Raw genomic sequence first — 25694 nt, forward strand, 5'->3', positions numbered from 1 at the left:
CAGCAGTCACAAGGGCGTACTCAACGGATGGCCCGGGAGCGCGCCTTGAACGCCGCCTTGCGCGCCGCCTTGGCCACCGTGTCGTCGGGGATGGAGCGTCCGAGCAGCTCCAGAACCTCGACGACGTCGGGGTGGTCGACCCGCCACATCTCCTCGATCAGATGGGCCGGCGGACCGGACGCCGCCATGTTCTCGGCGAAGATCTCCGGATCCTCCCGCGCGGCGGGCATCGCCAGGGCGAGCATGTCGACGCTGACCCAGAGCAGTTCGTCCTGGGTGAGCGGCGGCGCGCCGAGACCACGTGCGGCCAGCCAGTGTATGACGTGCGGGCGCAACTCCTGGTCGTCGAGGTGGTCGCGCACCTGCGGCTCGGCCTCGGCGCCCAGCCGGTCGACGATGGTGATCGCGATGCCGCGGGCCACGGCGGGCGCGCCGGAGGCGGCGCTCAGCAGCTCGGCCGCGGCCTCGCCCGGCGCGCGGCCGGACAACCAGCGGGAGATGTCCTGCTCGGCCAGCTCGGCGGGCAGCCCTTCGAGCAGCCCCTCGATGAGACCGCGCGCGTCGGCCTCGCCCAGGTCGGGGGCGATCGGGGCGTCGAGGCCGAGCGAGAGGTAGTGTTCGCGCAGCCCCCAGACCGCCAGGGGCGTCAGCTGGGCCGCCTCGCCGTCGAGTCGGACCATGCCCCATCCGGCCAGCCGGTCGAGCGCCCCGGCCACGTCGATGCCGCCCTCGCCGGAGACCTCCTCCAGGTAGTCGGCGACGACCTGGAGCGGCACCGGCGCCTGGAGGCGGTAGAGCATGTCGAACAGGTCGTAGAGGCCGTCGTCGAGCTCGGCGTGGCCGGTGATCTCGCCGCCGGTGTCGTCCTCCAGCAGGCGGGCCACGGTGTCGGCCCAGGCGCGCAGCGGCTCGCCGTCGCCCGGCGGGGGGCCGCCGGCCAGCTTCGGAACGGTCCGCAGCGCCTCGACCAGCTCCGCCTCCGAGGCCAGCCGGACGGCGGGCAGCGGCGTGCAGCCCGGACAGTCGCACGGCGCCTCGCCCAGGTCGGGCAGCTCCCCAGACGGGATCGGCACCGCCTGTTCGAGCGATTCCGGCCCGATCGAGCTGAACAGGCTCTTGGCCATGCCGAAGTTGGCCGGGTCGGCCAGCGCCTCGGGCATGCGGGGGCCGATGTCGTCGAGCCGCGCGCGCATGCCGGCCACGGTGGCCGGGCTGGCGTGACCGGCCTCGCCGAGGTAGTCCACCAGCGTGCGGGCGGCCGCCACGGTCTCGGGCGCGCTCTCGGGCGGCGCGATCACCTTGCGCGGGTAGATGGACAGCAGCAGCTCGTCGAAGGTCTCCGGCGTGAAGTCGCGCAGTTCGTTGACGTTGAGATAGTCGCTGGCGTAGTCGCAGAGCAGGCGGACCTCGTCCGCGTCCACCTCGACTTCCCGCGCGCGCCCCCATGCGCGCAGGTCGTCGATGGCCTGGTTCACCCATTCGATCGACACAGGGGCACGCTAACGGCTGACCAACAGATGAGCGAATCGGGGAAACGGTCTAAATCAGGTCGAGTGGGTCGACACTCACCCTCACGACATCTGGTGTCTTACGCGCCGCACGCACCCCACTGGCCCCCTTGAGCGCGGCCGACAACGCCGCCCCGCCGCCGCGCCGTACCCGGATCATGGCCCGTTCCAGCCCCGACTCGTCCACCGGCACGGGACCGAGCACCTCGGCGTCCGGCGGGAGGCGCACCTCGTCGAGCATCTGCCGGACCGCGCTCGCCGAACCCGTCAGCGTCGCCATCCGCACGGCGGGCGGGAACCCCAGCTCGGCCCGGTCACCCAGTTCGCGCTCGGCGTGCGTGATCGGATCCCACCGCAGCAGCGCCTGCACGGACGGCAGCCCGGCGTCCCCGAGCACCACCAGCTCGGCGGACGGCCGCAGCAGCGCGGCGGCGTTCATCCACCGGCGCAGCGTCTCCTCCCCCGCCCGCAGGTCGGCCCGGCCGAGCAGCGCCCACCCGTCGAGCAGCACGGCCGCCGCGTAGCCGCCCTCGGCCACCGGCTCGGCGCCGGGCGTGGCGACCACCAGGGCGCGCGCGGCGGGCACACTGGCCAGCACCCCGTCGCGGCCCGAGGTGCGCACCGGCACCGACGGGAAGGCCCGCCCCAGCTCTTCGGCGGTGCGGCGGGCGCCGGTCACGACCGCCCGCAGCCGGGGGCTGCCGCAGGACGGGCACCGCCAGTCCGCGTCGACCCGGCCGCACCAGCGGCAGTAGGGGGCGGCGTGCCCGGCCCTGAGCGCGAGCGGCCCGTGACACAGCGACTCGCCGCTCCCGAGACCTTCCGGCGTCCCGCCCGTCGCGTCCGTGGCGGTGGTCAGAACTGCGGCGTCCGGCTCGGCCTCGCCGAGAGCCGCGGTCTGCCGGCCGCCGGCGACCGGCGCGGCCAGGTGCGGGGCGATCCTGGTCGGCGGCAGGACGCAGCGCGCCGGGGCGCGGCAGTGGCGGCAGGCCAGCGCCGGCAGGTAACCGCGCCTGGGCACCTGCACCAGCACCGGCCCGCTCTCCAGCCCCTGGCGCAGCGCCCGCCAGGCCAGGCTGGGCAGCCTCGCCTGCCGGGCCGCCTGGTCCTTGGCCAGCTCGGCGTCCTCGCCGGCGGGACGCACCCGCGGGGCCAGGCTCCTGATCGTCGTGCGGGCGGCCACGATCGGCCTGGCCCAGCGCGCGGCGATGAGCTGGGTGGCCTCGGCCGTACGCGCGTAGCCGCCGATCAGCATGGCCGCGCCCGTCCGGTGGGCGCGCAGGCCGAGGACCTCCCTGGCGTGGGGGTAGGGGGCCAGGCGTTCGGCGTGCAGGTCGTCGCCGTCGTCCCAGATGGCCACCAGGCCGAGCTCGGCGACGGGGGCGAACATGGCGGCCCGGGTGCCCACGACGGCGCGCACCTGGCCTCTGAGGACCTTCAGCCATCGCCTGTACCGCTCGGCGGGCCCGAGGTCGGCCGTGAGCGCCACATGCCTGCCGGGGCCGAGCAGCCGCTCGAACTCGGCGTCCGCGAGCGCGACGTCCTTGCCGTCGGGCACCACGAGGACCGCTCCCCGGCCGCCGTCGAGGGTGGCGAGCACCGCCTCCGCCATGGCCGCGGCCCATCCCGTGGCGCCGGGCAGCGCCGACCACACGGCCCGGGGGGCGCGGCCGTGGCGCAGCGCGTCCAGGAAGGAGGGGCCGGTCGGGTAGGCGTCCCAGGCGCTCTTGCGACCGTCTGCCGGCCGCTCGGGGGCGTCCGTCCCGTTCACGCGCCGGGTGCCGGCCGCCGGTTCCAGTCCCCGTCCCGAGAAGGACGTGCCCTCCGCGCCTCGCGCTCGCCCGGCCTCCGCAGGCGCACCGGAGGCGACGGGCGCCCCCGAAGCGATCTGCTCGACCGCGACAGCTCCGCTCCCAGCGGTTCGGACGATGCCGGGAACCCCGCTACCGGCCGCCTGTGCCGCGACGAGAGACGCGCTCCCGGCAGCCTGGGTCACGGTACGGGAAGCACCCTGCACCGCCTCGCCGGAGGGCGCGGGCACCGGGCCCGAGTCGGCGGCGGACAGCTCGGCGGGGCCGACCGGGGCCAGGGCGGCGGGGGTTGGGTTGGCGGGGGCCGAAGTGGCGGGGGGCGGGACCTCGGCCTCGGCCTTGGCGTGGCGCGGCGGAACGGCCAGGCGCAGAACGTCGGTGAGGGTGCCCGCGTAACGGTCGGCCACCGCGCGGGCCAGGCCGGCGATCTCCGGCGTGAGCACCTGCTCGGGCGAGACCACCCGTTCGAGCGGCGTCAGCCTGCCCTCATGGTCGCTCTCGTCGACCCGCTCCAGCAGGAACGCGTCGATCAGCTTGCCCGCGAACCGCACCCGCACCCGCACCCCCGGCCGGGCCGCCTCGTGCATGGCGGCGGGCACCAGGTAGTCGAAGGGCCGGTCGAGGTGCGGCAGCGGGCTGTCCACGACCACCCGCGCCACGGGCCGCTCGGGCGCCGCGACCACCGCCCCCTTGGTGTCCTTGGACGACGCAGGAGGCCGCACGGCGTCGAGCGGCAGGAGGGCGTCGTCGGAGTGGGTCACGCACTAACGTCTACCAGACCCCGCGCCCCGCCATCCCCACACCACCGGCGCACCCCCCGCACCGCCCCCGCCGACCACCCGCTCCCCCACCAGCCCGAACAGCGCAAGAGAAGCACACAGGACACGACAAGCACGCAGAACCACGCCCACCGCCGACGCCCGAGCAACCAAACCGAGATCGTCACTGGGCCGCAGGCGCGGCAGAGCATCAGTCCAGCAGTCACCAGCGGGCCGGCAGCCCCAAGAGATCAGCAGTCACCGGCGAGCCCGACGCCCTCAAGAGACCAAGCGAACGCCCGCACCGAACCACCCCGGCCGACGACAAGTGCCGCACCCCACCCTCAAAAGGGCCGGATGCGGCACCTGCGCAGAAACCAGAGACCGGGTAGGTCAGAGACCGGCAGCCGTCCGAAGCGCCTCGGCGCGGTCGGTGGACTCCCAGGAGAAGCCCTCACGGCCGAAGTGCCCGTACGCGGCGGTCTCGGAGTAGATCGGGCGCAGCAGGTCGAGGTCGCGGATGATCGCGGCCGGACGCAGGTCGAAGACGCGCAGCACGGCGGCCTGGATCTGCTCCACCGGCAGCTTCTCGGTGCCGAAGCACTCCACGAACAGGCCCACCGGCTGCGCCTTGCCGATCGCGTACGCGACCTGCACCTCGCACCGGTCGGCCAGCCCGGCCGCGACGACGTTCTTGGCCACCCAGCGCATCGCGTAGGCCGCCGAACGGTCGACCTTGGACGGGTCCTTGCCCGAGAACGCGCCGCCGCCGTGGCGGGCCATGCCGCCGTAGGTGTCGATGATGATCTTGCGGCCGGTCAGGCCGGCGTCGCCCATCGGGCCGCCGATCTCGAAGCGGCCGGTCGGGTTGACCAGCAGCCGGTAGCCCTCGGTCTCGATCTCCAGGCCGTCGAGCACGGGGTCGACCACGTGCTCCTTGATGTCGGGGGCGAGCATCTCCTTGAGGTCGATCTCGGCCGCGTGCTGGGTGGAGACGACCACGGTGTCGAGGCGGACGGGCTTGTCGCCGTCGTACTCGATGGTGACCTGGGTCTTGCCGTCGGGGCGCAGGTAGGGAACCTTGCCGGTCTTGCGGACCTCGGACAGGCGCTGGGCGAGCCGGTGCGCGAGCGTGATCGGCAGCGGCATCAGCTCCGGCGTCTCGCGGCAGGCGTAGCCGAACATCAGGCCCTGGTCGCCGGCGCCCTGACGGTCGAGCTCGTCGGCGTCGCCGCCCACGCGGTGCTCGTAGGCGTCGTCGACACCCTGGGCGATGTCGGGCGACTGCGCGCCGATGGACACCGACACGCCGCAGGAGGCGCCGTCGAAGCCCTTGTGGGAAGCGTCGTAGCCGATCTCCAGGATCTTCTCCCGGATGACGCCGGGGATGTCGACGTAGGTCTCGGTCGTGACCTCGCCTGCGACATGGACCTGGCCGGTAGTGATCAGCGTCTCGACGGCGACCCGGCTCTTGGGGTCGTCCTTGAGCATGGCGTCGAGAATCGCGTCACTGATCTGGTCGGCGATCTTGTCCGGGTGGCCTTCGGTGACCGACTCGGAGGTGAACAGGCGACGTGACAACTCAGTGGCTCCTCATGCAGCGGCTGCTGACGGATGTGGGGCCCGGGACGGAAGAACACGCCAGGGCCTCGCCGAAGTCTAGCCCCACCCGGCGTCCGGTCGCGAAACCGTCCCGTGTCCGTGTCCGGTCACGTGTCGGCGCACAGGTCCGGCATGTGTCCGGTCACAGGTCGGGAAGGGGATCCGGCGGCAGCGTCTCCGGCGCGAAGACCTCGGCGTCGGCGGCGGACACCACCGCCGCGTACTCCTCGTCGAACTCGAACACGGTGTTGCCGAGCTCGATGAACGGGCCGGGCAGGATCGGGCCGAGCCTGGTGTGCCGCGGGTACGTGGCGAACACCGCCACCGGCCGGTCGCTCCTGAGGGTCCTGGTGGTGAGCACCGAGACGGACGAATCGGTGACGACGATGAGGAAGTGGCCCGTTCCCGTCGGCCCCACGGACAACGCGGGGAAGACGTAACGGATACCTCCCTGGTCTTCCAGCAATCTCCTGCAACGATCCCTGACAGCGGAACCCACCGGCATTCCGTCCCCCTTTGCCCCCAAGTATCGGTAGGTGTCCGGGGTGCCGCAACTGGCGATCAGGTAATCGTTCTTGCGCGAAGAACGCGCGTCAGGACAGACGGGGGGCGACCAGGTCCCAGACGGCGTCGGCGACGTCGTCCTTGGGGCCGCGCGGCACCTCGACCGGCGCGCCGCCGGCGACGAGGACGGTGGCGGCGTTGTCGGGCGTGCCGAACGCCAGCCCCTCCCCCACCTGGTTGACGACCAGCAGGTCGCAGCCCTTCCTGGCCAGCTTGGCCTGCCCGTTGGCGAGCACGTCGTCGGTCTCGGCCGCGAACCCGACGATCACCCGGGGAGCGGCGGCGCCCTCGCGCCGCAGCCGGCCCAGCTCGGCCAGGATGTCGGGGTTCTTCGTCAGGTGGATGGGGTCGGGCTCGCCGTCGGTCTTCTTGATCTTGGTGTCGTGCCGGGACGCCGGGCGGAAGTCGGCCACCGCGGCGGCCATGACGACGGCGTCAGCCTTCTCGGTGGCGGCCAGCACCGCTTCACGTAGCTCGGCCGTGGACCCCACCCGCACCACCGCGGCCCCCGCGGGATCGGGGAGGGCGACGTTGGCCGCCACGAGGGTCACCTCGGCGCCGCGCGCGACCGCCGTGCGGGCCAGGGCGTACCCCTGCAGGCCGGACGAACGGTTGCCGATGTAGCGGACCGGGTCGATCGCCTCGCGGGTGCCCCCGGCGGAGATCACCACCTTGCGCCCGGCCAGGTCGCGCGGCCTGCCGCGCAGCACGCGCAGGCAGACCTGGAAGATCTCGGCGGGGTCGGGCAGGCGGCCGGGGCCGGTGTCGGCGCCGGTGAGGCGCCCCACGGCCGGGTCGATGACGACGGCCCCGCGTTCGCGCAGGGTCGCGACGTTGGCGCGAGTGGCCGGATGTTGCCACATCTCGGTGTGCATGGCCGGGGCGAACACGACCGGGCAGCGCGCCGTCAGCAGCGTGTTGGTCAGCAGGTCGTCGGCGAGCCCGTGGGCCGCCTTGGCCAGGGTGTTGGCGGTCGCCGGCGCCACCACGACGAGATCGGCGCGCTGGCCGATGCGGACGTGGGGCACCTCGTGAACGTCGTCCCAGACGTCGGCGGACACGGGGTTGCCCGACAGGGCGGCCCACGTGGGCTCGCCCACGAAACGCAGGACCTCGCGGGTCGGGACGACCCGCACCTCGTGACCTGACTCGGTGAACAGCCGCAGCAGCTCACATGCCTTGTACGCGGCGATGCCGCCGCTGACGCCGAGGACGACCTTCATCGAAGGGGTCAGACCGCGCCTTCGATGGGCTCGGCGTTGAGCAGGCCTTCGGAGACCTCGCGCAGCGCGATGGACAGCGGCTTCTCCTGAGCATGCGTCTCGACCAGCGGCCCGACGTATTCCAGCAGGCCCTCGCCGAGCTGGGAGTAGTAGGCGTTGATCTGGCGGGCGCGCTTGGCACCCATGATCACCAGGGAGTACTTGCTGTCGACGATGTCGAGCAGCGCGTCGATCGGCGGGTTGGTGATGCCCTCCGCGGCCGGGGTGGTGCCTGCCACGATTGTCAGACCTCTCGGTTGATGGTGGTGGTGACCCCCTGAGGGTCAGTCATCAAGGCTATCAGCCGGTGGCACACTTCTTGGACACTCGTGTTCACCAGCGTGAGGTCGAACTCCGACTCGGCCGCCATCTCGACCCGCCCGGCCTGGAGCCGGCGCTCGATGACGTCCTCCGGCTCGGTGCCGCGGCCGCGCAGCCGCTTCTCCAGCTCCTCCCACGTCGGGGGGGCCAGGAAGACCAGCAGGGCGTCGGGCATGGTGGTGCGCACCTGCCTGGCGCCTTCCAGGTCGATCTCCAGGACGGTCGGCACGCCCTGGGCGAGCTTGTCCAGCACCGGCTCACGCGGGGTGCCGTAGCGGTTGCCCGCGAACTCGGCCCACTCCAGCAGCTCGCCGGCCTCGACGAGCCGGTCGAACTCCGCGCCGTCGACGAAGAAGTAGTGGACCCCGTTGACCTCGCCGGGACGGGGCCTCCTGGTGGTCACCGAGACCGACAGCCACACCTCGGGGTGTGCCCGCCGGAGCTCGGCGACGACCGTGGACTTGCCGACGCCCGACGGCCCTGACAGGACCGTCAGACGCCTCCTGCTCAGGGGGAGGAAGCCGACCTTCGCTCCCGATCCGACTGCCTCGTGGGCCCTTGCTTCGCCGGACCAGGACCTGTCGGTCACTTCCTACCCCCCGTTGAACCTGCGCTTTCTTGTGGAACAGAGATTAGCTCTCGTTGCCACCGAACTCGCGCTCGAGGGAAGCCCTCTGGTTCGCGCCGAGACCCCGCACGCGGCGGGACTCGGCGATGGCAAGCCGCTCCATGAGCTGCTTGGCGCGGACCTTGCCCACGCCGGGGAGCGATTCCAACAGGGCCGACACCTTCATCTTGCCGATGACGTCGTCGGTCTGCCCATCCTTGAGCACCTCAGCCAGAGAAACCGCGCCATGCTTGAGCCGGTTCTTGACCTCGGCACGCTCTTTACGGGCCTTGGCAGCCTTCTCAAGGGCTGCGGCGCGCTGCTCAGGGGTCAGGGGAGGAAGAGCCACGCCGGGTCACCTCGAATTTCTGTCGATGTACTCGGACGGGAAGGGAAACTAGCTGGTCATCGCCCCCTAAGCAACGTCAAGAGCGGTTTCTCTCCTCACAAAATCCACTTCATCACTGTCCGTGAGCGTAAAATTACACACTGCTGATCAAATCGCCCTCACTTCCCGCTTCGCGCGTCCGCTCCGGAGGGCGTCCCGGAACTGGGCGAAGATCGCCCGCGCGGCACCGGACGATGTCCGAAACCAGGGCCGGACCAGGACCGAAACCAGAATCGGGAAGGGTGCGCGAACGCCGCGCGGATGCATTACGATCTTGTGAAGCGGGGGCTGCGCGAACGGTCCGGCGACACCTGCCGCCATGCCCCGCGCCCGCACGGAGAAGACCCCCTCCGCGCACGCGAAGCTCGTGCCCCCGCCCCGGGGACGAGCACACCTCGCGGCACGTCTGGAAGCGCGCCTCCGCCCGCACGGAGACCCGCGCGCGGCGGGCCGCGGGCGGGCGCCCGGGGCCGCGGCCCCGGGCCTGGGTTCAGGAGGCGGTCGTGCGGCGCAGTGAGGCGGCGATGGCGGCGGCGGCCGCTCCCGGGTCCGCCGCGCCCGTGATCGGACGCCCGATGACCAGCAGGTCGGCGCCGTCGGCCAGCGCCTGCTCGGGCGTCGCCACGCGCACCTGGTCCTGGACGTCGGCCCCCTGAGGGCGCACGCCCGGCGTGATGAGGGTGATGCCGGGCCCCACCTCGGCCCGCACCGCCGCGACCTCGTTGGGCGAGCACACCAGCGCCGTGGCCCCGGCCTCGACCGACAGGGCCGCCAGGCGGCGCACGGCCTCGTCGGCCGGTCCGGCCAGGCCCATGCGGTCAAGGTCGGACTCGTCCAGCGAGGTGAGGATCGTCACAGCGGCGATCTTGGTCTGCGGGGCGGACTCGACCGCGGCCCGGATCATCGCCGCGCCGCCGGCCGCGTGCACGGTCAGGATGGCCGGACGCAGGCGGGCGACGGCCTTGGCGGCGCCCGCGACGGTGTTGGGGATGTCGTGCAGCTTGAGGTCGAGGAAGATCTGGACGCCGCTGGCGCCGCGCACGGAGGCGATCACGTCGGGGCCGTAGCGCAGGTACAGCTCCAGGCCCACCTTGATGGTGCTGACGTGCGGCGTCACCAGGCTCGCCCACCTGGCGGCGGTCTCCAGGTCGGGGGCGTCGAGGGCGACGGCGATGGGTGCGGGCGTCAAGGGGAGATCTCCTCGGAGTCGACTGGAAGGTGCCGGGGAGCGCTCCCCGGCGGCCGGTGGGCCAGGCCGACGGCGTCGGCGAGGCGTTGGAAGCCGCGTGCCCGCAGCAGGTCCTCCAGCTCGCGCTCGATGCGCAGGCACGCGTAGGGGTCGTGGAACAGCGCGGTGCCCACCCCGACCAGGCAGGCGCCCGCCAGGATGAGCTGGAAGGCGTCCCTGCCGGTCATCACGCCGCCCATGCCGATCAGCGGCACCCCGGGCAGGGCCGCGTGCACCTGCCACACGCACCGGACGGCCAGGGGCAGGATGGCGGGCCCCGACAGCCCTCCGGTGACGGCGGCCAGCGACGGGCGCAGCGCCTCGGTGTCGATGGCCATGCCGAGCGGATTGTTGATCATGGACAGGGCGTCCGCGCCGGCGTCCACGCAGGCTCGGGCGACCGAGACGATGTCGGCCACGTCGGGCGCGAGCTTGGCCACCACGGGGACGTCGTAGCGCATGATGGAGCGCACCGAGGCGATCACCTCGGCCGCGGCGCTGCCCTCGCGCGCGAAGACACGCCCTCTGTCCTCCATGTTCGGGCAAGAAAGGTTGACCTCCAGCGCGGTCACCCCGGGCGCGTCGGCGAGCCTGCGGGCCAGCTCGGAGTACTCGGCGACGGTGCCGCCGCCGATCGAGACGATGGTCTTGATGCCGCGCTGGGCCAGCCAGGGCAGCTCGCGCTCCAGGAACGCCTCGATGCCCGGCCCCTGGAGCCCGACGGCGTTGAGCATGCCGGAGGGCGTCTCGGCCATGCGCGGGGTCGGCCGGCCCGCCCTGGGCGCCATGGTGATGGACCGGGTGGTCAGCGCGCCGAGCCGGTGGAGGTCGAAGAACTGGGCGAGCTCGCGTCCGGAGCCCGCGCAGCCGGCGGCCGTGGTGACGGGGTTCGCCAGCTCGACGTGCGCCAGAAACGTACGCATATCAACTGACATGTCGTGCACCGCCTCCGGGGGCGCCGAGCGCGTCGAACGGGATCGTTCCCACGTCCTCGAAGCGCACCCGCTCCCCCCGGAACACCGGTCCCTCCGCGCACGCGCGGACCATCCTGGTCGCGCCGTCGTCGCCGATGACGGGGATGACGCACGTCATGCACACCCCGATGCCGCAGGCCATCTGCTCCTCGACGGCCACCTGCACCGGGATGTCGAACTCCATCGCCACCGCCGTCACCGCCCGCAGCGCCGGCATGGGCGCGCAGGCGTAGACGGCGTCGGCCCGGGTGTCGGCGATCACCGAGGGCAGCGCGTCGGTGACCTTGCCGCGCAGGCCGAGCGAGCCGTCCTCGGTGGTCAGGGTCGTGGTCTCGGCGATGCGGCGGGCCCGCATGGCGCCGAAGACGCGGTCGGCCCCGGCGCCGCCGAGCACGAAGTCGACCCGGCAGCCGCGCGCCAGCAGCGCGTCGGCCAGCGGGAACAGCACGGCAGAGCCGTACTCGGCGCCGACCAGCACGCAGTTGACCGGGTCGCGCGGCAGCGGGAAGGGCCGGCCGAGCGGCCCGACCAGGTCGAGCGTGTCGCGGGCGCGCCGCTCGGCCAGCCAGGACGTGCCCGGCCCGGCGGCGGTGAAGACGAGCTCGACCGTGCCGCCGTAGTCGGACTTGACGTCATGGATGGACAGCGCGCGGCGCGTCACCATCGACGTGTGGGCCCCGCCGACCGCCACGGAGACGAAGTGGCCGGGACGGTAACGCTCGGCGATGCCGGGCGCCACCACCGTCAGCGCATGGTAGGCGTCGACCCGGCGCGTCGTCAGCACCGTGCCCGTCACCTGCACAGGTGTGCCGGCCAGTCGTCTTCACCTCCCGCGCGGGTCAGCCGCGTAGTGCCTGTGCGTGCTCCTGGAGTGACCGCACGCCGACGTCGCCGCGGACGATCGCCTGGATCCCGGCCGCCGCCGCGGCCAGCCCCGCGACGGTGGTGATGCACGGGATGCCGCGCAGCACCGCCGCGGTGCGGATCTCGTAGCCGTCCAGGCGCGGCCCGGACTGACCGGGGCTGCCGAACGGCGTGTTGACGATCAGGTCCACCTCGCCGTCGAGAATCGCCTGCACGCTCGTAGGCTCACCTCCGGGCCCGGTCCCCTCGCTGTGCTTTCGCACGATCTTGGCATGGACACCGTTGCGGCGCAGCACCTCGGCCGTGCCCTCGGTGGCGAGGATCTCGAAGCCGAGGTCGGCCAGTGCCTTCACAGGGAAGATCATCGCACGCTTGTCCCTGTTGGCCACGGACACGAACGCGCGTCCCTTGGTCGGAAGTTCGCCGTAGGCCCCGGCCTGGGACTTGGCGAACGCCACGCCGAAGAACGCGTCGATGCCCATGACCTCGCCCGTGGAGCGCATCTCGGGCCCGAGCACGGTGTCGACGCCCCGGAAGCGGTTGAAGGGCAGCACGGCCTCCTTGACCGCGATGGACGCCTCCAGCGGCAGCGTGCCGCCGTCGCCGGTGGCCGGCAGCATGCCCTCCGCGCGCAGCGAGGCGATCGAGGAGCCGAGCATCACCCGGGCCGCCGCCTTGGCCAGCGGCGTGGCCGTCGCCTTGGACACGAACGGCACGGTACGGCTGGCCCGCGGGTTGGCCTCCAGGACGTACAGGACGCCGGCCGACATGGCGTACTGGACGTTCAGCAGCCCGCGCACGCCCACCCCGGCGGCGATGGCCTCGGTGGCGGCGCGGATGCGCTTGACGTCGTGGCTGCCGAGCGTGAGCGGCGGCAGCGCGCAGGCCGAGTCGCCGGAGTGGATGCCGGCCTCCTCGATGTGCTCCATGACGCCGCCGAGGAACAGCTCCTGGCCGTCGTAGAGCGCGTCGACGTCGATCTCGATGGCCTCGTCGAGGAACTTGTCCACCAGGACCGGGTGGCCGCCCTCCTGGGCCGCCATGTACGTCGTCAGCGTCTCGTCGTCGTAGACGATGGCCATGCCTGCCCCGCCGAGCACGTACGAGGGCCGGACGAGCACCGGGTAGCCGATCTCCCCGGCGATCTCCAGCGCCTCGGGCACCGTCAGCGCGGTGCCGTGCTTGGGCGCGGGCAGCCCGGCCTCGGCCAGCACCCGCCCGAACGCGCCGCGCTCCTCGGCCAGGTGGATCGACTCGGGCGAGGTGCCGACCACGGGCACGCCCGCGTCCTTCAGCGCCTGCGCCAGGCCGAGCGGCGTCTGGCCGCCGAGCTGCACGATCACGCCCACGACCGGGCCGGTCTGCTGCTCGGCGTGCACGACCTCCAGGACGTCCTCCAGGGTGAGCGGCTCGAAGTAGAGCCGGTCGGAGGTGTCGTAGTCGGTCGAGACGGTCTCGGGGTTGCAGTTGACCATGACGGTCTCGAACCCGGCCCGCGACAGCTCGAAGGAGGCGTGCACGCACGCGTAGTCGAACTCGATGCCCTGCCCGATGCGGTTGGGGCCGGAGCCGAGGATGATGACCTTCTCCCGCTCGCCGGAGGGGACCTCGGTCTCCTCGTCGTAGGTGGAGTACAGGTACGGCGTCCTGGCGGCGAACTCGGCGGCGCAGGTGTCGACGGTGTTGTAGACCGGCCGCACGCCGAGCGCGTGGCGCAGGCCGCGCACGTGGGCCTCCTCGACGCCGCGGATCTCGGCGATCTGCGCGTCGGAGAAGCCGTGGTGCTTGGCGCGGGTCAGCGCGGCGGCGGTGAGCTCGGGCGCGGCGGCGATCTCCTGGGCCTCCTCCTCCAGCAGCAGGAGCTGGTCGAGGAACCAGGGGTCGACGCTGGTGGCCTCGAACAGCTCGGCCGCGGTCGCGCCCGCGCGCACGGCCTGCTGCATCGTGCGCAGCCGCCCGTCGTGCGGGGTGCGGCAGGCCGCCAGCAGCTCGTCCTTGTCCTGGACGGGCCCCGCCCAGGTGAAGGCGGAGTCCTTCTTCTCCAGCGAGCGCAGCGCCTTCTGCAGCGCCTCGGTGAAGGAACGGCCGATGGCCATGGCCTCGCCGACCGACTTCATGTGCGTGGTCAGCGTGCGGTCGGCGCCGCGGAACTTCTCGAAGGCGAAGCGCGGCACCTTGACCACGATGTAGTCGAGGGTCGGCTCGAAGGAGGCCGGGGTCTCCTTGGTGATGTCGTTGGGGATCTCGTCGAGGGTGTAGCCGATGGCCAGCTTGGCGGCGATCTTGGCGATCGGGAAGCCGGTGGCCTTGGAGGCCAGGGCGCTGGAGCGGGAGACGCGCGGGTTCATCTCGATGACGATCATGCGCCCGGTGCGCGGGTCGACGGCGAACTGGATGTTGCAGCCGCCGGTGTCCACGCCGACCTCGCGGATGACCGCGATGGCCACGTCGCGCATGTTCTGGTACTCGCGGTCGGTCAGGGTCAGCGCGGGCGCGACGGTGACGCTGTCGCCGGTGTGCACGCCCATCGGGTCGATGTTCTCGATGGAGCACACGATGACGACGTTGTCCGCCTTGTCGCGCATGACCTCCAGCTCGTACTCCTTCCAGCCGAGGATCGACTCCTCCAGGAGCACCTCGGTGGTCGGCGAGGCGTCGAGGCCGGCGCCGGCGATGCGGCGCAGGTCGTCCTCGCCGTAGGCGAAGCCGGAGCCGACGCCGCCCATGGTGAAGCTGGGCCGTACGACCAGCGGGTAGCCCAGCTCGCCGGCGGCGGCCAGGCAGTCCTCCATCGTGTGGCAGATGACCGACTTGGCCGACTCGGCGTTGAGCCCGTGCTCGCGGGCGACCTTGGCGACGATCTCCTTGAACTTCTCGCGGTTCTCGCCCGCCTGGATCGCGTCGAAGTCGGCGCCGATCAGCTCGACCTCGTACTTCTCCAGCACGCCCGACTCGTGCAGCGCGACCGCGGTGTTCAGCGCGGTCTGGCCGCCCAGGGTGGGCAGCAGCGCGTCGGGGCGCTCCTTGGCGATGATCTTCTCGACGTACTCGGGGGTGATCGGCTCGACGTACGTGGCGTCGGCGAACTCGGGGTCCGTCATGATCGTGGCCGGGTTGCTGTTGACCAGGATGACGCGGAAGCCCTCGGCCCGCAGCACGCGGCAGGCCTGCGTGCCGGAGTAGTCGAACTCGCACGCCTGGCCGATCACGATCGGGCCGGAGCCGATCACCAGGACCGACCGGATGTCCTCACGCTTGGGCACGGCTCATGACCTCACAGAACTCGTCGAAGAGATAAGCGGCGTCGTGCGGACCCGCGGCGGCCTCGGGGTGGTACTGGACGCTGAAGGCGCGCCCGTCGAGCAGGCGCAGGCCCTCCACGCACCGGTCGTTGAGGTTGACGTGGCTGACCTCGGCCGGGCCGTAGGGGGTCTCGAACGGCTCGCCGATCGGCGCCTCGACGGCGAACCCGTGGTTGTGGGCCGAGATCTCGACCTTGCCGGTGCGCACGTCCTGGACCGGCTGGTTGACGCCGCGGTGGCCGTAGCGCAGCTTGTACGTGGACAGCCCGAGCGCCCGGCCGAACAGCTGGTTGCCGAAGCAGATGCCGAAGAACGGCACCCCGGCCTCGAGGACGCTCCGCAGCGCCGACACGTCGGCGGTGGCGGGGTCGCCGGGGCCGTTGGAGAAGAACACGCCGTCGGGCCCGACCGCCATGATCTGCTCGTACGTGGCCGTGGCGGGCAGCACGTGCACCTCGCAGCCGCGCTCGGCCATGCGCTGCGGGGTCATGCCCTTGATGCCGAGGTCGACGGCGGCGACCGTGAAGCGCCTCCCGCCGACGGCGGGCACGACGTAGGGCTCGGCCGTGGCCACCTCGGCGGCCAGGTCGGCGCCCTCCATGGCGGGCGCGCGCCGCACCCGCTCGACGAGCTCCTCGACCGTCGCGGAGGGGGCCGAGAAGATGCCGGCCCGCATCGCGCCGCGCTCGCGCAGGTGGCGGGTCAGGGCGCGGGTGCCGGTGATGGCGATGCCGACGACGCCCTGCTGCTTGAGGTAGTCGTCGAGCGAGCGGTCGGCCCGCCAGTTGGAGACGATCCTGGACGGCTCGCGCACGACGTACCCGGCGACCCAGACGCGGCCCGACTCGGGGTCTTCGTCGTTGACGCCGGTGTTGCCGATGTGCGGGGCCGTCATGGCGACGATCTGCCGGTGGTAGGAGGGGTCGGTGAGGGTCTCCTGGTAGCCGGTCATGCCGGTGTTGAAGACCATCTCGCCGAACGTCTCGCCTTCGGCGCCGTAAGGAGTTCCGTGGAAGACGCGGCCGTCTTCCAGGACGAGCACCGCGGTGTTCAAACCAGCTTCCCTTCGAGAACGGTCGGCGTGCCGCGCAGGAACGTGGCCACCACCCGGCCGGGCAACGTCATCCCCTCGTACGGGGTGTTCCTGCTCTTGGAGGCGTAGGCGGAGGGATCCACCTCGGTGCGGGCCGACGGGTCGTACAGCGTGATGTTGGCCGGCGCGCCCGGCTCCAGCGGACGGCCGTGGCCGGACAGGCGGCCGATGCGGGCGGGGGTGATCGACATGCGCTCGGCGACCCCGGCCCAGTCGAGCAGCCCGGTCTCGACCATGGCCTCCTGGACGACGCTCAGCGCGGTCTCCAGGCCGATCATGCCCATGGCCGCGGCCGGCCACTCGGTCTCCTTGTCCTCGACCGGGTGCGGGGCGTGGTCGGTGGCGACGACGTCGATCGTGCCGTCGGCCAGCGCGGCGCGCAGCGCCTGGACGTCGGCGTGCGTGCGCAGCGGCGGGTTGACCTTGTAGATCGGGTTGTAGGCGCCGACCGGGGACTCCTCGACGAGGTCGTCGGTGAGGAGCAGGTGGTGAGGGGTGACCTCGGCGGTGATGTTCCAGCCCTTGGACTTGGCCCAGCGGATGATCTCGACCGAGCCGGCGGTGGAGACGTGGCAGACGTGCAGGCGGGAGCCGACGTGCGCGGCCAGCAGGCAGTCGCGGGCGATGACCGCCTCCTCGGCCACGGCCGGCCAGCCGGTCAGGCCGAGCCTGCCGGAGACGACGCCCTCGTTCATCTGGGCTCCCTCGGTGAGCCTGGGCTCCTGGGCGTGCTGGGCGACGACGCCGTCGAACGCCTTGACGTACTCCAGGGCGCGGCGCATCAGCACGGCGTCGCTGACGCACTTGCCGTCGTCGGAGAAGACCCGGACCCGGGCCGCCGAGTCGGCCATCGCGCCGAGCTCGGCGAGCTGCCTGCCCTCCAGGCCGACGGTCACCGCGCCGACCGGCTGCACGTCGCAGTGGCCGAACTCGCGGCCGAGCCGCCACACCTGCTCCACCACGCCGGCGGTGTCGGCGACGGGCGAGGTGTTGGCCATGGCGTGCACGGCGGTGTAGCCGCCGCGGGCCGCGGACTGGGTGCCGGTCTGGACGGTCTCGGCGTCCTCGCGGCCGGGCTCGCGCAGGTGGGTGTGCAGGTCGACCAGGCCGGGCAGCGCGATCGCGCCGCCGCCGTCGACGGTCTCGCCGCCGGGGCCGACGTCGAGGCCGGCGCCGATCTCGGCGATGCGCCCGTCGGCGATCCGCAGGTCCACCGGCTCCCCGCCGAGGATCCGCACGTTCTTGATGATCATCGTGCCTCCTTCGTCGGCACGACGATCATCATGATGCTGTGCCTACTGGTTCGTTCGCTCCGCTCACTCACTGGATCTCTCCCCCGAGCAGCAGGTACAGGACGGCCATGCGGATGGTCACGCCGTTGGCGACCTGCTCCACGATGGTGGAGCGCGGCGAGTCGGCCACCTCGGCGGCGATCTCCATGCCCCGGTTCATCGGCCCGGGGTGCATGACGATGGCCTCGTCCGGCATCTTGGCGAAGCGGTCGCGGTCGAGGCCGTAGCGGCGGGAGTACTCGCGCTCGCTGGGGAAGTAGGCGGCGTTCATCCGCTCCTTCTGCACCCGCAGCATCATGACCGCGTCGGACTTGGGCAGCACGGCGTCGAAGTCGTAGGACACCTCGCACGGCCAGGTGCCGACCGAGACGGGCAGCAGCGTGGGCGGCGCGACCAGGGTGACCTCGGCGCCGAGCGTGTTGAGCAGCAGCACGTTGGAGCGGGCGACCCGGCTGTGCAGCACGTCGCCGACGATGGTGACCCGGCGGCCTTCGAGCCCGCCGAGGCGGCGGCGCATCGAGAAGGCGTCGAGCAGCGCCTGCGTGGGGTGCTCGTGGGTGCCGTCGCCGGCGTTGACGACGCTGCCGCGCACCCAGCCGGCCAGCCGGTGCGGCGCGCCGGAGGAGCCGTGGCGGATGACGACGGCGTCGGCGCCCATGGCCTCCAGGGTGAGCGCGGTGTCCTTGAGCGACTCGCCCTTGGAGACGCTCGACCCCTTGGCCGAGAAGTTGATGACGTCGGCCGACAGCCGCTTGGCCGCCGCCTCGAAGGAGATCCTGGTGCGGGTGGAGTCCTCGAAGAACAGGTTGACCACCGTGCGGCCGCGCAGCGTGGGCAGCTTCTTGATGGATCGTTCCGAGACCCTGGCCAGCTCCTCGGCGGTGTCGAGGATGAGCAGCGCGTCGTCCTTGGTGAGGTCGCCCGCCGAGATGAGGTGCCGGTTCACCTGTCGTCCTCCTTCATGAGCAGGACGGCGTCGCGGCCGTCGATCTCGGAGAGGTAGACCTTGACCTTCTCGCTCTTGGCGGTGGGCAGGTTCTTGCCCACGTAGTCGGCGCGGATGGGCAGCTCGCGGTGGCCGCGGTCGACCAGCGTGGCGAGCTGCACGGCGGTCGGGCGGCCGAGGTCGTTGAGCGCGTCGAGCGCGGCGCGGACGGTGCGGCCGGAGTAGAGCACGTCGTCGACGAGGACGACCACCTTGCCGTCGATGCCGTCGGGCGGCAGCTCGGTGCGCCCCAGCGGGCGGACGGGGCCGCGGCGCAGGTCGTCGCGGTACATGGTGATGTCGATCGAGCCGACGGGGATCTTGAGCCCTTCGAACTGCTCGACGCGGTCGCCGAGCCGGCGGGCGAGCGTGGCGCCGCGGGTCGGGATGCCGAGGAGGACGACGTCACCGGCGCCCTTGGTGCGTTCGAGGATCTCGTGCGCGATTCGGGTCAGCGCCCGGTGGATGTCCGGGCCTTCGAGCACGGCCCTGGAATCGGACATGGAGGGATCTCACCACCTTTCCCGCCTCACGGGACGGGTCTTAAAAGGGTGTTGGTCGGGACACACAGTACCAGGGGCTACCTGGTACAACGTGAGCGCCCCGCCCTGCCGTCCGGGTGTGGCGGGCGTCCCGGCCGGCCGTTCGGCCCGGTCAGCCGGGCGAATTTGGCAATTACCGACATACCGGTATAAAACCTGCTCTAAGTCTTCTCGGGGGAGGTTTCACATGGCGCTGTCGGCACGCGAGCGGTCGGTGCTCAAGGCCATCGCCCGGCAGGTCAGGGACGAGGACCCCGAGCTGTACGCGGCCATGTCCCGGCACGGCGCTCCGGCGTCGCTGGCCTGGCCGCTGGCGCTGATGGCGCTGTGCCTGGCGGTGTTCGCCGTCGTGCTGCTGCTGACCGGTTCACCCGACCCCCTGCCGCACGCCGTGATCAGGTAAAACCCCCGCAACCTCCCGTGTCGGCGTCCTTCGCGTAGGGCACGTCCCCGAGGGCCGTACGCGCTCGGCGGCGGCTCTTCCTGGGGACTCGCGCGGGGGGCACGCATGGGGGAACCACGTCCGCCCTCGGAAGGCGTGACCACGGCGGCGCGCGGGAGGCGCCCGGCGGCCGCCGGCGGTCTCGGCCTCGGCGCGGCCGTCGCGCTGGTCATGGGGAACGTCGTGGGCACCGGCATCTTCCTGCTGCCGGCCTCGCTGGCCGCGTTCGGCACGGTGAGCCTGGTCTCCATGGTCCTGGTCACCGCGGGCGCCATCGCGATGGCGATCGTCTTCGGCCGCCTGGGCGGGCGCACCCCGGCGGCGGGCGGCCCCTACGCCTACGCCCGCGAGGCGTTCGGGGAGTTCGCCGGGTTCTGGATCGCCTGGTCGTTCTGGCTGACCGCGTGGATCGGCAACGCGGCCATCGCCGTGGCGTGGGTGGGCTACGTCCAGTACCTGGCCCAGGGCCTGTTCGGGCTCAACTGGGGCAGCACGCTCGGCGCGATCCTCATCGGCCTGACCGGGCTGTGGATCCCGGCCGTGGTGAACCTGGCCGGGGTGCGCAACGCGGCCGCCTTCCAGGTGGTCACCACGGTCCTGAAGTTCGCGCCGCTGCTGTTCGTGGCCATCGTGGGCCTGTTCTTCGTGCACCAGGACAACTACCCGCAGTTCAACGCCAGCGGCGGCGGCTGGGTCTCGGCCGTCTCCCTGGCGGGGGCGGTCACGCTGTTCATCTACTCGGGCGTGGAGAGCGCCGCCATCGCGGCCGACCGGGTCAGGGACCCGGTCCGCACGATCGGCCGGGCCAGCGTCATCGGCGTGCTGGCGTGCGCCGTCATGTACATCCTCAGCACGGTCGCCGTGATGGGCACCGTGCCGCAGGACGAGCTCGTCGGGTCCACCGCGCCCTTCGCCGCGGCGCTGGACCACATGTTCGGCGGCACCGGCGGCGGGCTGCTCATGGCGGCCTGCGCCGTCGTCTCGGGCATCGGCGCGCTGAACGGGTGGACCCTGCTGGTCGCCGAGATGCCGCTGGCCGCCGCCAAGGACGGCATGTTCCCGCCCGCCTTCTCCGTGGTCACCCGCCGCGGCGCGCCCCTGACGGGCATCCTGGCCGGGACCGTCCTGACCTCGCTCATGCTGCTGGTGGGCTACGCCTCCGCCAACGCCTTCGACACGATCGTGCTGCTGGCCTCCTTCACCACGGTCATCCCGTACTTCTTCTCGGCCGCCGCGCAGCTGTTCTGGCTGGTCACCCGGGAGCGGCGGATCGACCGCGGCCGGCTGGCCCGCGACCTGGCCGTCGCGGTGCTCGCGCTGCTGTTCTCGTTCTGGATGGCGTACGGCTCCGGGCCCCCCGCCGTGCTCGGCGGGACGCTGATGATGCTGGTCGGCGTGCCCGTCTACGTCTGGCTGAAGGCCAGACACGGCGAGTACGGCCCGCGTGATGTCCGGCGCCCTGAGGGGATATCTGAAAAATGACCTTTCATGTCGATTCAGAGGTCGGCCGACTGCGCCAGGTCCTGCTGCACAAGCCGGAGCTGGCCCTCAAGCGGCTGACGCCCAGCAACAAGGACGCCTTCCTGTTCGACGACGTGCTGTGGGTGCAGCGCGCGGTGGAGGAGCACGAGGAGTTCGAGCGGGTGCTGCGCGGGCGCGGCATCGTCGTCCACATGCTGGCCGACCTCCTGCGCGACGTGGTGGACATCCCCGAGGCCCGCAAGCACATCCTGGACGCGGTCATCGACGAACGCTGGCTCGGCCCGACCGCCATCGACGACATCCGCAACACCCTCGACGGCATGGACGCCGGCACCCTGCAGATGCACCTGACCGGCGGCATCACCAAGCGCGAGCTGGTCGCGATGGGCTGCGACCCCAAGTCGGTGGCCTTCCACACCACCGCCGACGACGACTTCGTCCTGCCGCCGCTGCCCAACCACCTGTTCACCCGCGACACCTCCTGCTGGATCTACGACGGCGTGTCGATCAACGCGATGCGCAAGAAGGCCCGCATGCGCGAGACGGTCAACCTGGAGGCCGTCTACCGGTTCCACCCGATGTTCGCCGCCGGCTTCGACCGGCCCTACGACGGCGGCTTCCACTGCTGGCTGCCCGGCCACGCGATGGCCCCGGCGACCCTGGAGGGCGGCGACGTGCTGGTCATCGGGCGCGGCGCGGTGCTGGTCGGGATGAGCGAGCGCACCCAGCCGCAGGCGGTCGAGATGCTGGCCCAGCGGCTGTTCGCGGCCGGGTCCGCGACCCGGATCGTGGCGCTGGACATGCCGAAGGCGCGCGCGTTCATGCATCTCGACACGGTCATGACCATGCTCGACGTCGGGGTGTTCACCAAGTACGCCGGGCTCGGGATGTTGCCGGCGTACACCATCGAGCCGGGCGAGACCTCCAAGGAGCTGCGGGTCACCGACCACCCGCCCCAGGACATGCACAAGGCCATCGCCCGCGCCCTCGACATGGACGACATCACCGTCCTGACCCCCCACCAGGACGTGTACGCCGCCGAACGCGAGCAGTGGGACGACGGCTGCAACGGCCTGGCCGTCGAGCCCGGCGTCGTCATCGCCTACGAGCGCAACACCACCACGAACAACCACCTGCGCGACAACGGCATCGAGGTCATCACCATCCGGGGCAGCGAGCTCGGCAGAGGGCGCGGCGGCCCGCGGTGCATGAGCTGCCCGCTGGAGCGCGACGGCATCTAGCGGACATCCGGCCGGCACCCGGACGGCGCCCGGGCGGCTTCAGGGAAGGGGCGACATGGCGTTCAACCTGCGCAACCGCAGTTTCCTCAAGGAACTGGACTTCACGCCGGAGGAGTTCGGCTTCCTGCTGCACCTGTCGGCGGAGCTGAAGGCCGCCAAGTACGCCGGGATCGAACGGCAGCGGCTCAAGGGCAAGAACATCGCGCTCATCTTCGAGAAGACCTCCACCCGCACCCGCTGCGCGTTCGAGGTGGCCGCCCACGACCAGGGCGCGCACGTCACCTACCTGGACCCGGCCGGCTCGCACATCGGGCACAAGGAGTCGGTCAGGGACACCGCGCGGGTGCTGGGCCGCATGTTCGACGGCATCGAGTACCGGGGCAGCAAGCAGTCCTACGTCGAGGACCTGGCGGCGCTGTCCGGCGTGCCGGTGTGGAACGGCCTGACCGACGAGTGGCACCCCACGCAGATGCTGGCCGACATGCTCACCGTCCAGGAGCACAGCGACAAGCCGCTGCGCGAGGTGTCCCTCGCCTACCTGGGGGACGCGCGCAACAACACCGGCCATTCGCTGCTGGTCACCGGCGCGCTGCTCGGCCTGGACATCCGGCTGGTCACCCCGGCGGCGCTGCGGCCCGACCGGGACCTCGCGGTGCGGCCCGCCGAGGAGCTGGCCAGGTCCACCGGCGCCCGGATCACCATCACCGAGGACGTGGCCGAGGGCGTCAGGGGCGCCGACTTCCTCTACACCGACGTGTGGGTCTCGATGGGCGAGCCGAAGGAGGTGTGGGACGAGCGGATCGAGCTGCTGCTGCCGTACCAGGTGAACGACGGCGTCGTCCGGGCCACCGGCAATCCGGACGTGAAGTTCATGCACTGCCTGCCGGCCTTCCACAACCGGGAGACCGGCGTCGGCGCCGACATCCACGCCAGGACCGGCCTGGAGGCCCTGGAGGTGACCGACGAGGTCTTCGAGTCGCCGCGCTCCATCGTCTTCGACGAGGCCGAGAACCGGCTGCACACCATCAAAGCGGTCATGGTCGCAACCCTGGGGGACTGAATGCGGGTCATCGTCGCACTCGGCGGCAACGCGGTGCTCAAGCGCGGCCAGAAGCCGGACGCCGACGTGCAGAGGGACAACATCGCCACCGCCGTCAGGACGCTGGCGCAGCTGGCCGGCGAGCACGAGCTGGTCATCACCCACGGGAACGGCCCCCAGGTCGGCATGCTGGCGCTGGAGAGCGCCGCGGACCCGAACCTGAGCCGGCCCTACCCCTTCGACACGCTCGGCGCGCAGACCCAGGGCATGCTCGGCTACTGGATGCAGCAGGCGCTGCAGAACGCCCTGCCCGGCCGGCAGGTGCTCGCCATGGTCACCCAGACCCTGGTCAGCGCCGTCGACCCGGCCTTCGACGACCCCACCAAGTTCGTCGGCCAGATCTACGAGGAGGACGAGGCCCGCAAACTGGCCGCCGAGTACGGCTGGACGGTCAAGCAGGACGGCGACCACTGGCGCCGCGTCGTCCCCTCCCCCACCCCGCAGCGCATCGTGGAGACCCGGCTGATCCGCAGGATGGTCCGCGAGGGCGTCGTGGTGGTCTGCGCGGGCGGCGGCGGCATCCCGGTCGTGCGGGACGCCCGCGGCCGGCTGGCGGGCGTCGAGGCCGTCATCGACAAGGACCTGACCGCCTCGATGCTGGCCGAGGCGCTGGAGTGCGACGCCTTCCTCATCCTGACCGACGTCCCGCGGGTGTACCGCGGCTTCGGCACCCCCGACCAGAGCGAGATCGCCTGCACCACCCCGCACGAGCTGCGCGGCCTGCGCTTCCCGGCCGGGTCGATGGGACCGAAGGTTGAGGCGGTGTGCCGGTTCGTCGAGACGACCGGCGACATGGCCGCCATCGGCAGGCTGGACGAGGCGCAGGACATACTCGCCGGTTCCGCGGGCACGATTGTCACGCCCAACGGGATGTGGCCGTTGACGAGCACCCTCTAGGAGACCGACGTGACACTGGCCGCACGGCTGCTGCGCACCAAGCCGACCGAGCGCATCGTGGCCGAGGGCGGGCAGGGCGAAGGCGGCGAGCTGCGGCGCACGATGACGTTGTGGCAGCTCACGCTGTTCAGCGTGGGCGCCACGCTGGGCACCGGCATCTTCGTCATCCTGGGCCAGGCGGTGCCCAAGGCGGGTCCGGCGGTGGTGCTGGCGTTCGTGCTGGCGGCGGTCACGGCGCTGTTCTCGGCCCTGTCGTACGCCGAGCTGGCCGGGACGATCCCGGTGTCCGGGTCGTCCTACTCCTACGCGTACGCGACGCTGGGCGAGCTGGTGGCGTGGGTGTGCGGCTGGTGCCTCATGCTGGAGTACGCCGTGTCCGTCGCGGCCGTGGCCGTGGGCTGGGGCGAGTACCTCAACGCCTTCCTGCGCAGCCTGTTCGGCTGGACGCTGCCCGAGGCGATCACCCGCTCCCCCGGCCAGGACGGCGGCGTGGTCAACGTCACCGCGATCCTCATCGTGCTCCTGGCCACCTGGCTGCTGCTCTACGGGGCCTCGGAGTCGGCCACGGCCAACGCGGTGTTCGTGCTGATCAAGATCGCGGTGCTGGTGTTCTTCTGCGTGGTGGCGTTCACGGCGTTCCAGTCGGGGAACTTCACCCCGTTCGCGCCGCTCGGGGTGGCCGGGATCACGGCGGCCGCCTCGCAGGTGTTCTTCTCCTACATCGGCTTCGACGCCGCCTCCACCGCGGGCGAGGAGGCCAGGAACCCCAAGCGCGACCTGCCCCTGGCCATCCTGCTGTCCCTGCTCATCGTCACCGCCGTGTACGTCCTGGTCGCCGTGGCCGCCATCGGGGCCAAGCCGTGGACCGAGTTCGACCCGGAGAGCACCGAGGCGAGCCTGTCGCAGATCGTCGACCAGGCCACCGGCGCCACCTGGCCGGGCGTGATCGTCTCCTTCGGCGCGGTGATCGCCATCGCCAGCGTCGTGCTCACGGTCATCTACGGCCAGACCCGCATCCTGTTCGCGATGTCCCGCGACGGGCTCATCCCCCGCATCTTCCAGCGGGTGAACCCGCGCCACCAGGTGCCGGTCGCCAACACGCTGATCGTGGCCCTGTTCATCTCGGTCCTGGCCGGGCTGGTGCCGCTCGGCCAGCTCGCCGAGGCCACCAGCATCGGCACGCTGTTCGCCTTCCTCATCGTCAACCTCGGCGTGCTGGTCCTGCGCTACCGCAGCCCGGAGCTGCCGCGCAGCTTCCGTACGCCGCTCTTCCCCCTCACCCCGGCGCTCGGCGCGATCTTCTGCGTCATCGTGATGGCCGGGCTGGCCGGCGTCACGTGGGCCGCCTTCGGCCTGTGGATGCTGGTCGGCCTGATCTGCTATTTCCTGTACGGCTACGGGCATTCACGGCTGAATGCCGAGGTGCGGTGAC

At 71.9% G+C, this 25694-nt stretch carries 22 protein-coding genes; 6 read left to right on the plus strand and 16 right to left on the minus strand.

Going from position 1 to position 25694, the window contains the following annotated elements; translation table 11 throughout:
* Positions 1-20: 20 nt before the first annotated feature.
* The 16 genes from AB0J76_RS25895 to pyrR all read right to left on the minus strand — a co-directional run bounded on the left by AB0J76_RS25895 (position 21) and on the right by pyrR (position 19062).
* Complete coding sequence (locus AB0J76_RS25895) at positions 21-1490, minus strand: hypothetical protein (protein WP_352322589.1); 1470 nt, start codon at positions 1488-1490, stop codon at positions 21-23.
* A 49-nt stretch (positions 1491-1539) separates the two neighbouring features.
* The gene (locus AB0J76_RS25900) at positions 1540-4080 is read right to left on the minus strand and encodes a primosomal protein N' (RefSeq protein WP_352322590.1); all 2541 of its coding nucleotides are present in this window, start codon (positions 4078-4080) and stop codon (positions 1540-1542) included.
* Between the two features lie 390 nt (positions 4081-4470).
* Positions 4471-5658: a methionine adenosyltransferase gene (metK, locus tag AB0J76_RS25905; RefSeq protein ID WP_352322591.1), complete on the minus strand. Its 1188-nt coding sequence runs from the start codon at positions 5656-5658 to the stop codon at positions 4471-4473.
* A 163-nt stretch (positions 5659-5821) separates the two neighbouring features.
* Positions 5822-6145 (minus strand): hypothetical protein, encoded by a 324-nt coding sequence (locus tag AB0J76_RS25910; protein ID WP_352322592.1) that lies wholly within the window; start codon positions 6143-6145, stop codon positions 5822-5824.
* A gap of 127 nt (positions 6146-6272) precedes the next feature.
* Positions 6273-7466, minus strand: coding sequence for a bifunctional phosphopantothenoylcysteine decarboxylase/phosphopantothenate--cysteine ligase CoaBC (gene coaBC, locus AB0J76_RS25915; RefSeq protein WP_352322593.1), 1194 nt, complete (start codon positions 7464-7466; stop codon positions 6273-6275).
* An 8-nt stretch (positions 7467-7474) separates the two neighbouring features.
* Positions 7475-7744, minus strand: a complete 270-nt coding sequence (gene rpoZ, locus AB0J76_RS25920) for a DNA-directed RNA polymerase subunit omega (protein WP_043638590.1) — start codon at positions 7742-7744, stop codon at positions 7475-7477.
* 5 nt (positions 7745-7749) lie between these two features.
* Positions 7750-8337, minus strand: a complete 588-nt coding sequence (gene gmk, locus AB0J76_RS25925; protein WP_352322610.1) for a guanylate kinase — start codon at positions 8335-8337, stop codon at positions 7750-7752.
* A 121-nt stretch (positions 8338-8458) separates the two neighbouring features.
* Positions 8459-8782: an integration host factor, actinobacterial type gene (gene mihF / locus AB0J76_RS25930; protein WP_020541698.1), complete on the minus strand. Its 324-nt coding sequence runs from the start codon at positions 8780-8782 to the stop codon at positions 8459-8461.
* A gap of 529 nt (positions 8783-9311) precedes the next feature.
* Entirely contained in the window at positions 9312-10010 is a 699-nt protein-coding gene (gene pyrF, locus AB0J76_RS25935; protein ID WP_352322594.1) for an orotidine-5'-phosphate decarboxylase, read from the minus strand.
* Complete coding sequence (locus tag AB0J76_RS25940; RefSeq protein WP_352322595.1) at positions 10007-10984, minus strand: dihydroorotate dehydrogenase; 978 nt, start codon at positions 10982-10984, stop codon at positions 10007-10009. Before AB0J76_RS25940 ends, pyrF begins: the two co-directional genes overlap by 4 nt.
* Positions 10974-11825, minus strand: a complete 852-nt coding sequence (locus tag AB0J76_RS25945) for a dihydroorotate dehydrogenase electron transfer subunit (protein WP_352322596.1) — start codon at positions 11823-11825, stop codon at positions 10974-10976. Before AB0J76_RS25945 ends, AB0J76_RS25940 begins: the two co-directional genes overlap by 11 nt.
* A gap of 37 nt (positions 11826-11862) precedes the next feature.
* Positions 11863-15150, minus strand: a complete 3288-nt coding sequence (gene carB / locus AB0J76_RS25950; RefSeq protein ID WP_352322597.1) for a carbamoyl-phosphate synthase large subunit — start codon at positions 15148-15150, stop codon at positions 11863-11865.
* Positions 15137-16243, minus strand: a complete 1107-nt coding sequence (carA, locus tag AB0J76_RS25955; protein ID WP_352322598.1) for a glutamine-hydrolyzing carbamoyl-phosphate synthase small subunit — start codon at positions 16241-16243, stop codon at positions 15137-15139. The genes carB and carA overlap by 14 nt, the downstream gene beginning before the upstream one ends.
* On the minus strand, positions 16240-17535 hold the full coding sequence (locus tag AB0J76_RS25960) for a dihydroorotase (protein ID WP_352322599.1): 1296 nt from the start codon (positions 17533-17535) through the stop codon (positions 16240-16242). Before AB0J76_RS25960 ends, carA begins: the two co-directional genes overlap by 4 nt.
* A gap of 67 nt (positions 17536-17602) precedes the next feature.
* Entirely contained in the window at positions 17603-18520 is a 918-nt protein-coding gene (locus tag AB0J76_RS25965) for an aspartate carbamoyltransferase catalytic subunit (protein ID WP_352322600.1), read from the minus strand.
* On the minus strand, positions 18517-19062 hold the full coding sequence (gene pyrR, locus AB0J76_RS25970; RefSeq protein ID WP_352322601.1) for a bifunctional pyr operon transcriptional regulator/uracil phosphoribosyltransferase PyrR: 546 nt from the start codon (positions 19060-19062) through the stop codon (positions 18517-18519). Before pyrR ends, AB0J76_RS25965 begins: the two co-directional genes overlap by 4 nt.
* Before the next feature lie 226 nt (positions 19063-19288).
* On the opposite strand from pyrR, the gene AB0J76_RS25975 reads away from it, so the two are divergent.
* The 6 genes from AB0J76_RS25975 (at position 19289) to AB0J76_RS26000 (ending at position 25693) form a co-directional block, all read left to right on the plus strand.
* Entirely contained in the window at positions 19289-19504 is a 216-nt protein-coding gene (locus AB0J76_RS25975) for a DUF3040 domain-containing protein (RefSeq protein WP_352322602.1), read from the plus strand.
* A gap of 105 nt (positions 19505-19609) precedes the next feature.
* Positions 19610-21025, plus strand: a complete 1416-nt coding sequence (locus AB0J76_RS25980; protein WP_352322603.1) for an amino acid permease — start codon at positions 19610-19612, stop codon at positions 21023-21025.
* Positions 21022-22266 carry an arginine deiminase gene (locus tag AB0J76_RS25985; RefSeq protein ID WP_352322604.1) on the plus strand — a complete coding sequence of 415 codons (1245 nt, stop codon included), beginning with the start codon at positions 21022-21024 and terminating at the stop codon, positions 22264-22266. The genes AB0J76_RS25980 and AB0J76_RS25985 overlap by 4 nt, the downstream gene beginning before the upstream one ends.
* A 55-nt stretch (positions 22267-22321) precedes the next feature.
* On the plus strand, positions 22322-23326 hold the full coding sequence (argF, locus tag AB0J76_RS25990) for an ornithine carbamoyltransferase (RefSeq protein ID WP_352322605.1): 1005 nt from the start codon (positions 22322-22324) through the stop codon (positions 23324-23326).
* Positions 23327-24262, plus strand: a complete 936-nt coding sequence (gene arcC / locus AB0J76_RS25995) for a carbamate kinase (protein ID WP_352322606.1) — start codon at positions 23327-23329, stop codon at positions 24260-24262.
* A gap of 9 nt (positions 24263-24271) precedes the next feature.
* Positions 24272-25693, plus strand: coding sequence for an amino acid permease (locus AB0J76_RS26000; protein ID WP_352322607.1), 1422 nt, complete (start codon positions 24272-24274; stop codon positions 25691-25693).
* The last annotated feature ends 1 nt before the right edge of the window (position 25694 follow it).

It is taken from the genome of Nonomuraea sp. NPDC049624 (assembly GCF_040675255.1).
Classification (GTDB): domain Bacteria; phylum Actinomycetota; class Actinomycetes; order Streptosporangiales; family Streptosporangiaceae; genus Nonomuraea.

What these genes read in the sequence shown, in the direction of transcription:
- coaBC (WP_352322593.1), bottom strand. Translation starts at nt 7,466, where the DNA reads ATGAAGGTCGTCCTCGGCGTCAGCGGCGGCATCGCCGCGTACAAGGCA.
- AB0J76_RS25940 (WP_352322595.1), bottom strand. Translation starts at nt 10,984, where the DNA reads ATGTCAGTTGATATGCGTACGTTTCTGGCGCACGTCGAGCTGGCGAAC.
- AB0J76_RS25960 (WP_352322599.1), bottom strand. Translation starts at nt 17,535, where the DNA reads ATGATCATCAAGAACGTGCGGATCCTCGGCGGGGAGCCGGTGGACCTG.
- pyrR (WP_352322601.1), bottom strand. Translation starts at nt 19,062, where the DNA reads ATGTCCGATTCCAGGGCCGTGCTCGAAGGCCCGGACATCCACCGGGCG.
- AB0J76_RS25975 (WP_352322602.1), top strand. Translation starts at nt 19,289, where the DNA reads ATGGCGCTGTCGGCACGCGAGCGGTCGGTGCTCAAGGCCATCGCCCGG.
- AB0J76_RS25980 (WP_352322603.1), top strand. Translation starts at nt 19,610, where the DNA reads ATGGGGGAACCACGTCCGCCCTCGGAAGGCGTGACCACGGCGGCGCGC.
- AB0J76_RS25985 (WP_352322604.1), top strand. Translation starts at nt 21,022, where the DNA reads ATGACCTTTCATGTCGATTCAGAGGTCGGCCGACTGCGCCAGGTCCTG.
- argF (WP_352322605.1), top strand. Translation starts at nt 22,322, where the DNA reads ATGGCGTTCAACCTGCGCAACCGCAGTTTCCTCAAGGAACTGGACTTC.
- arcC (WP_352322606.1), top strand. Translation starts at nt 23,327, where the DNA reads ATGCGGGTCATCGTCGCACTCGGCGGCAACGCGGTGCTCAAGCGCGGC.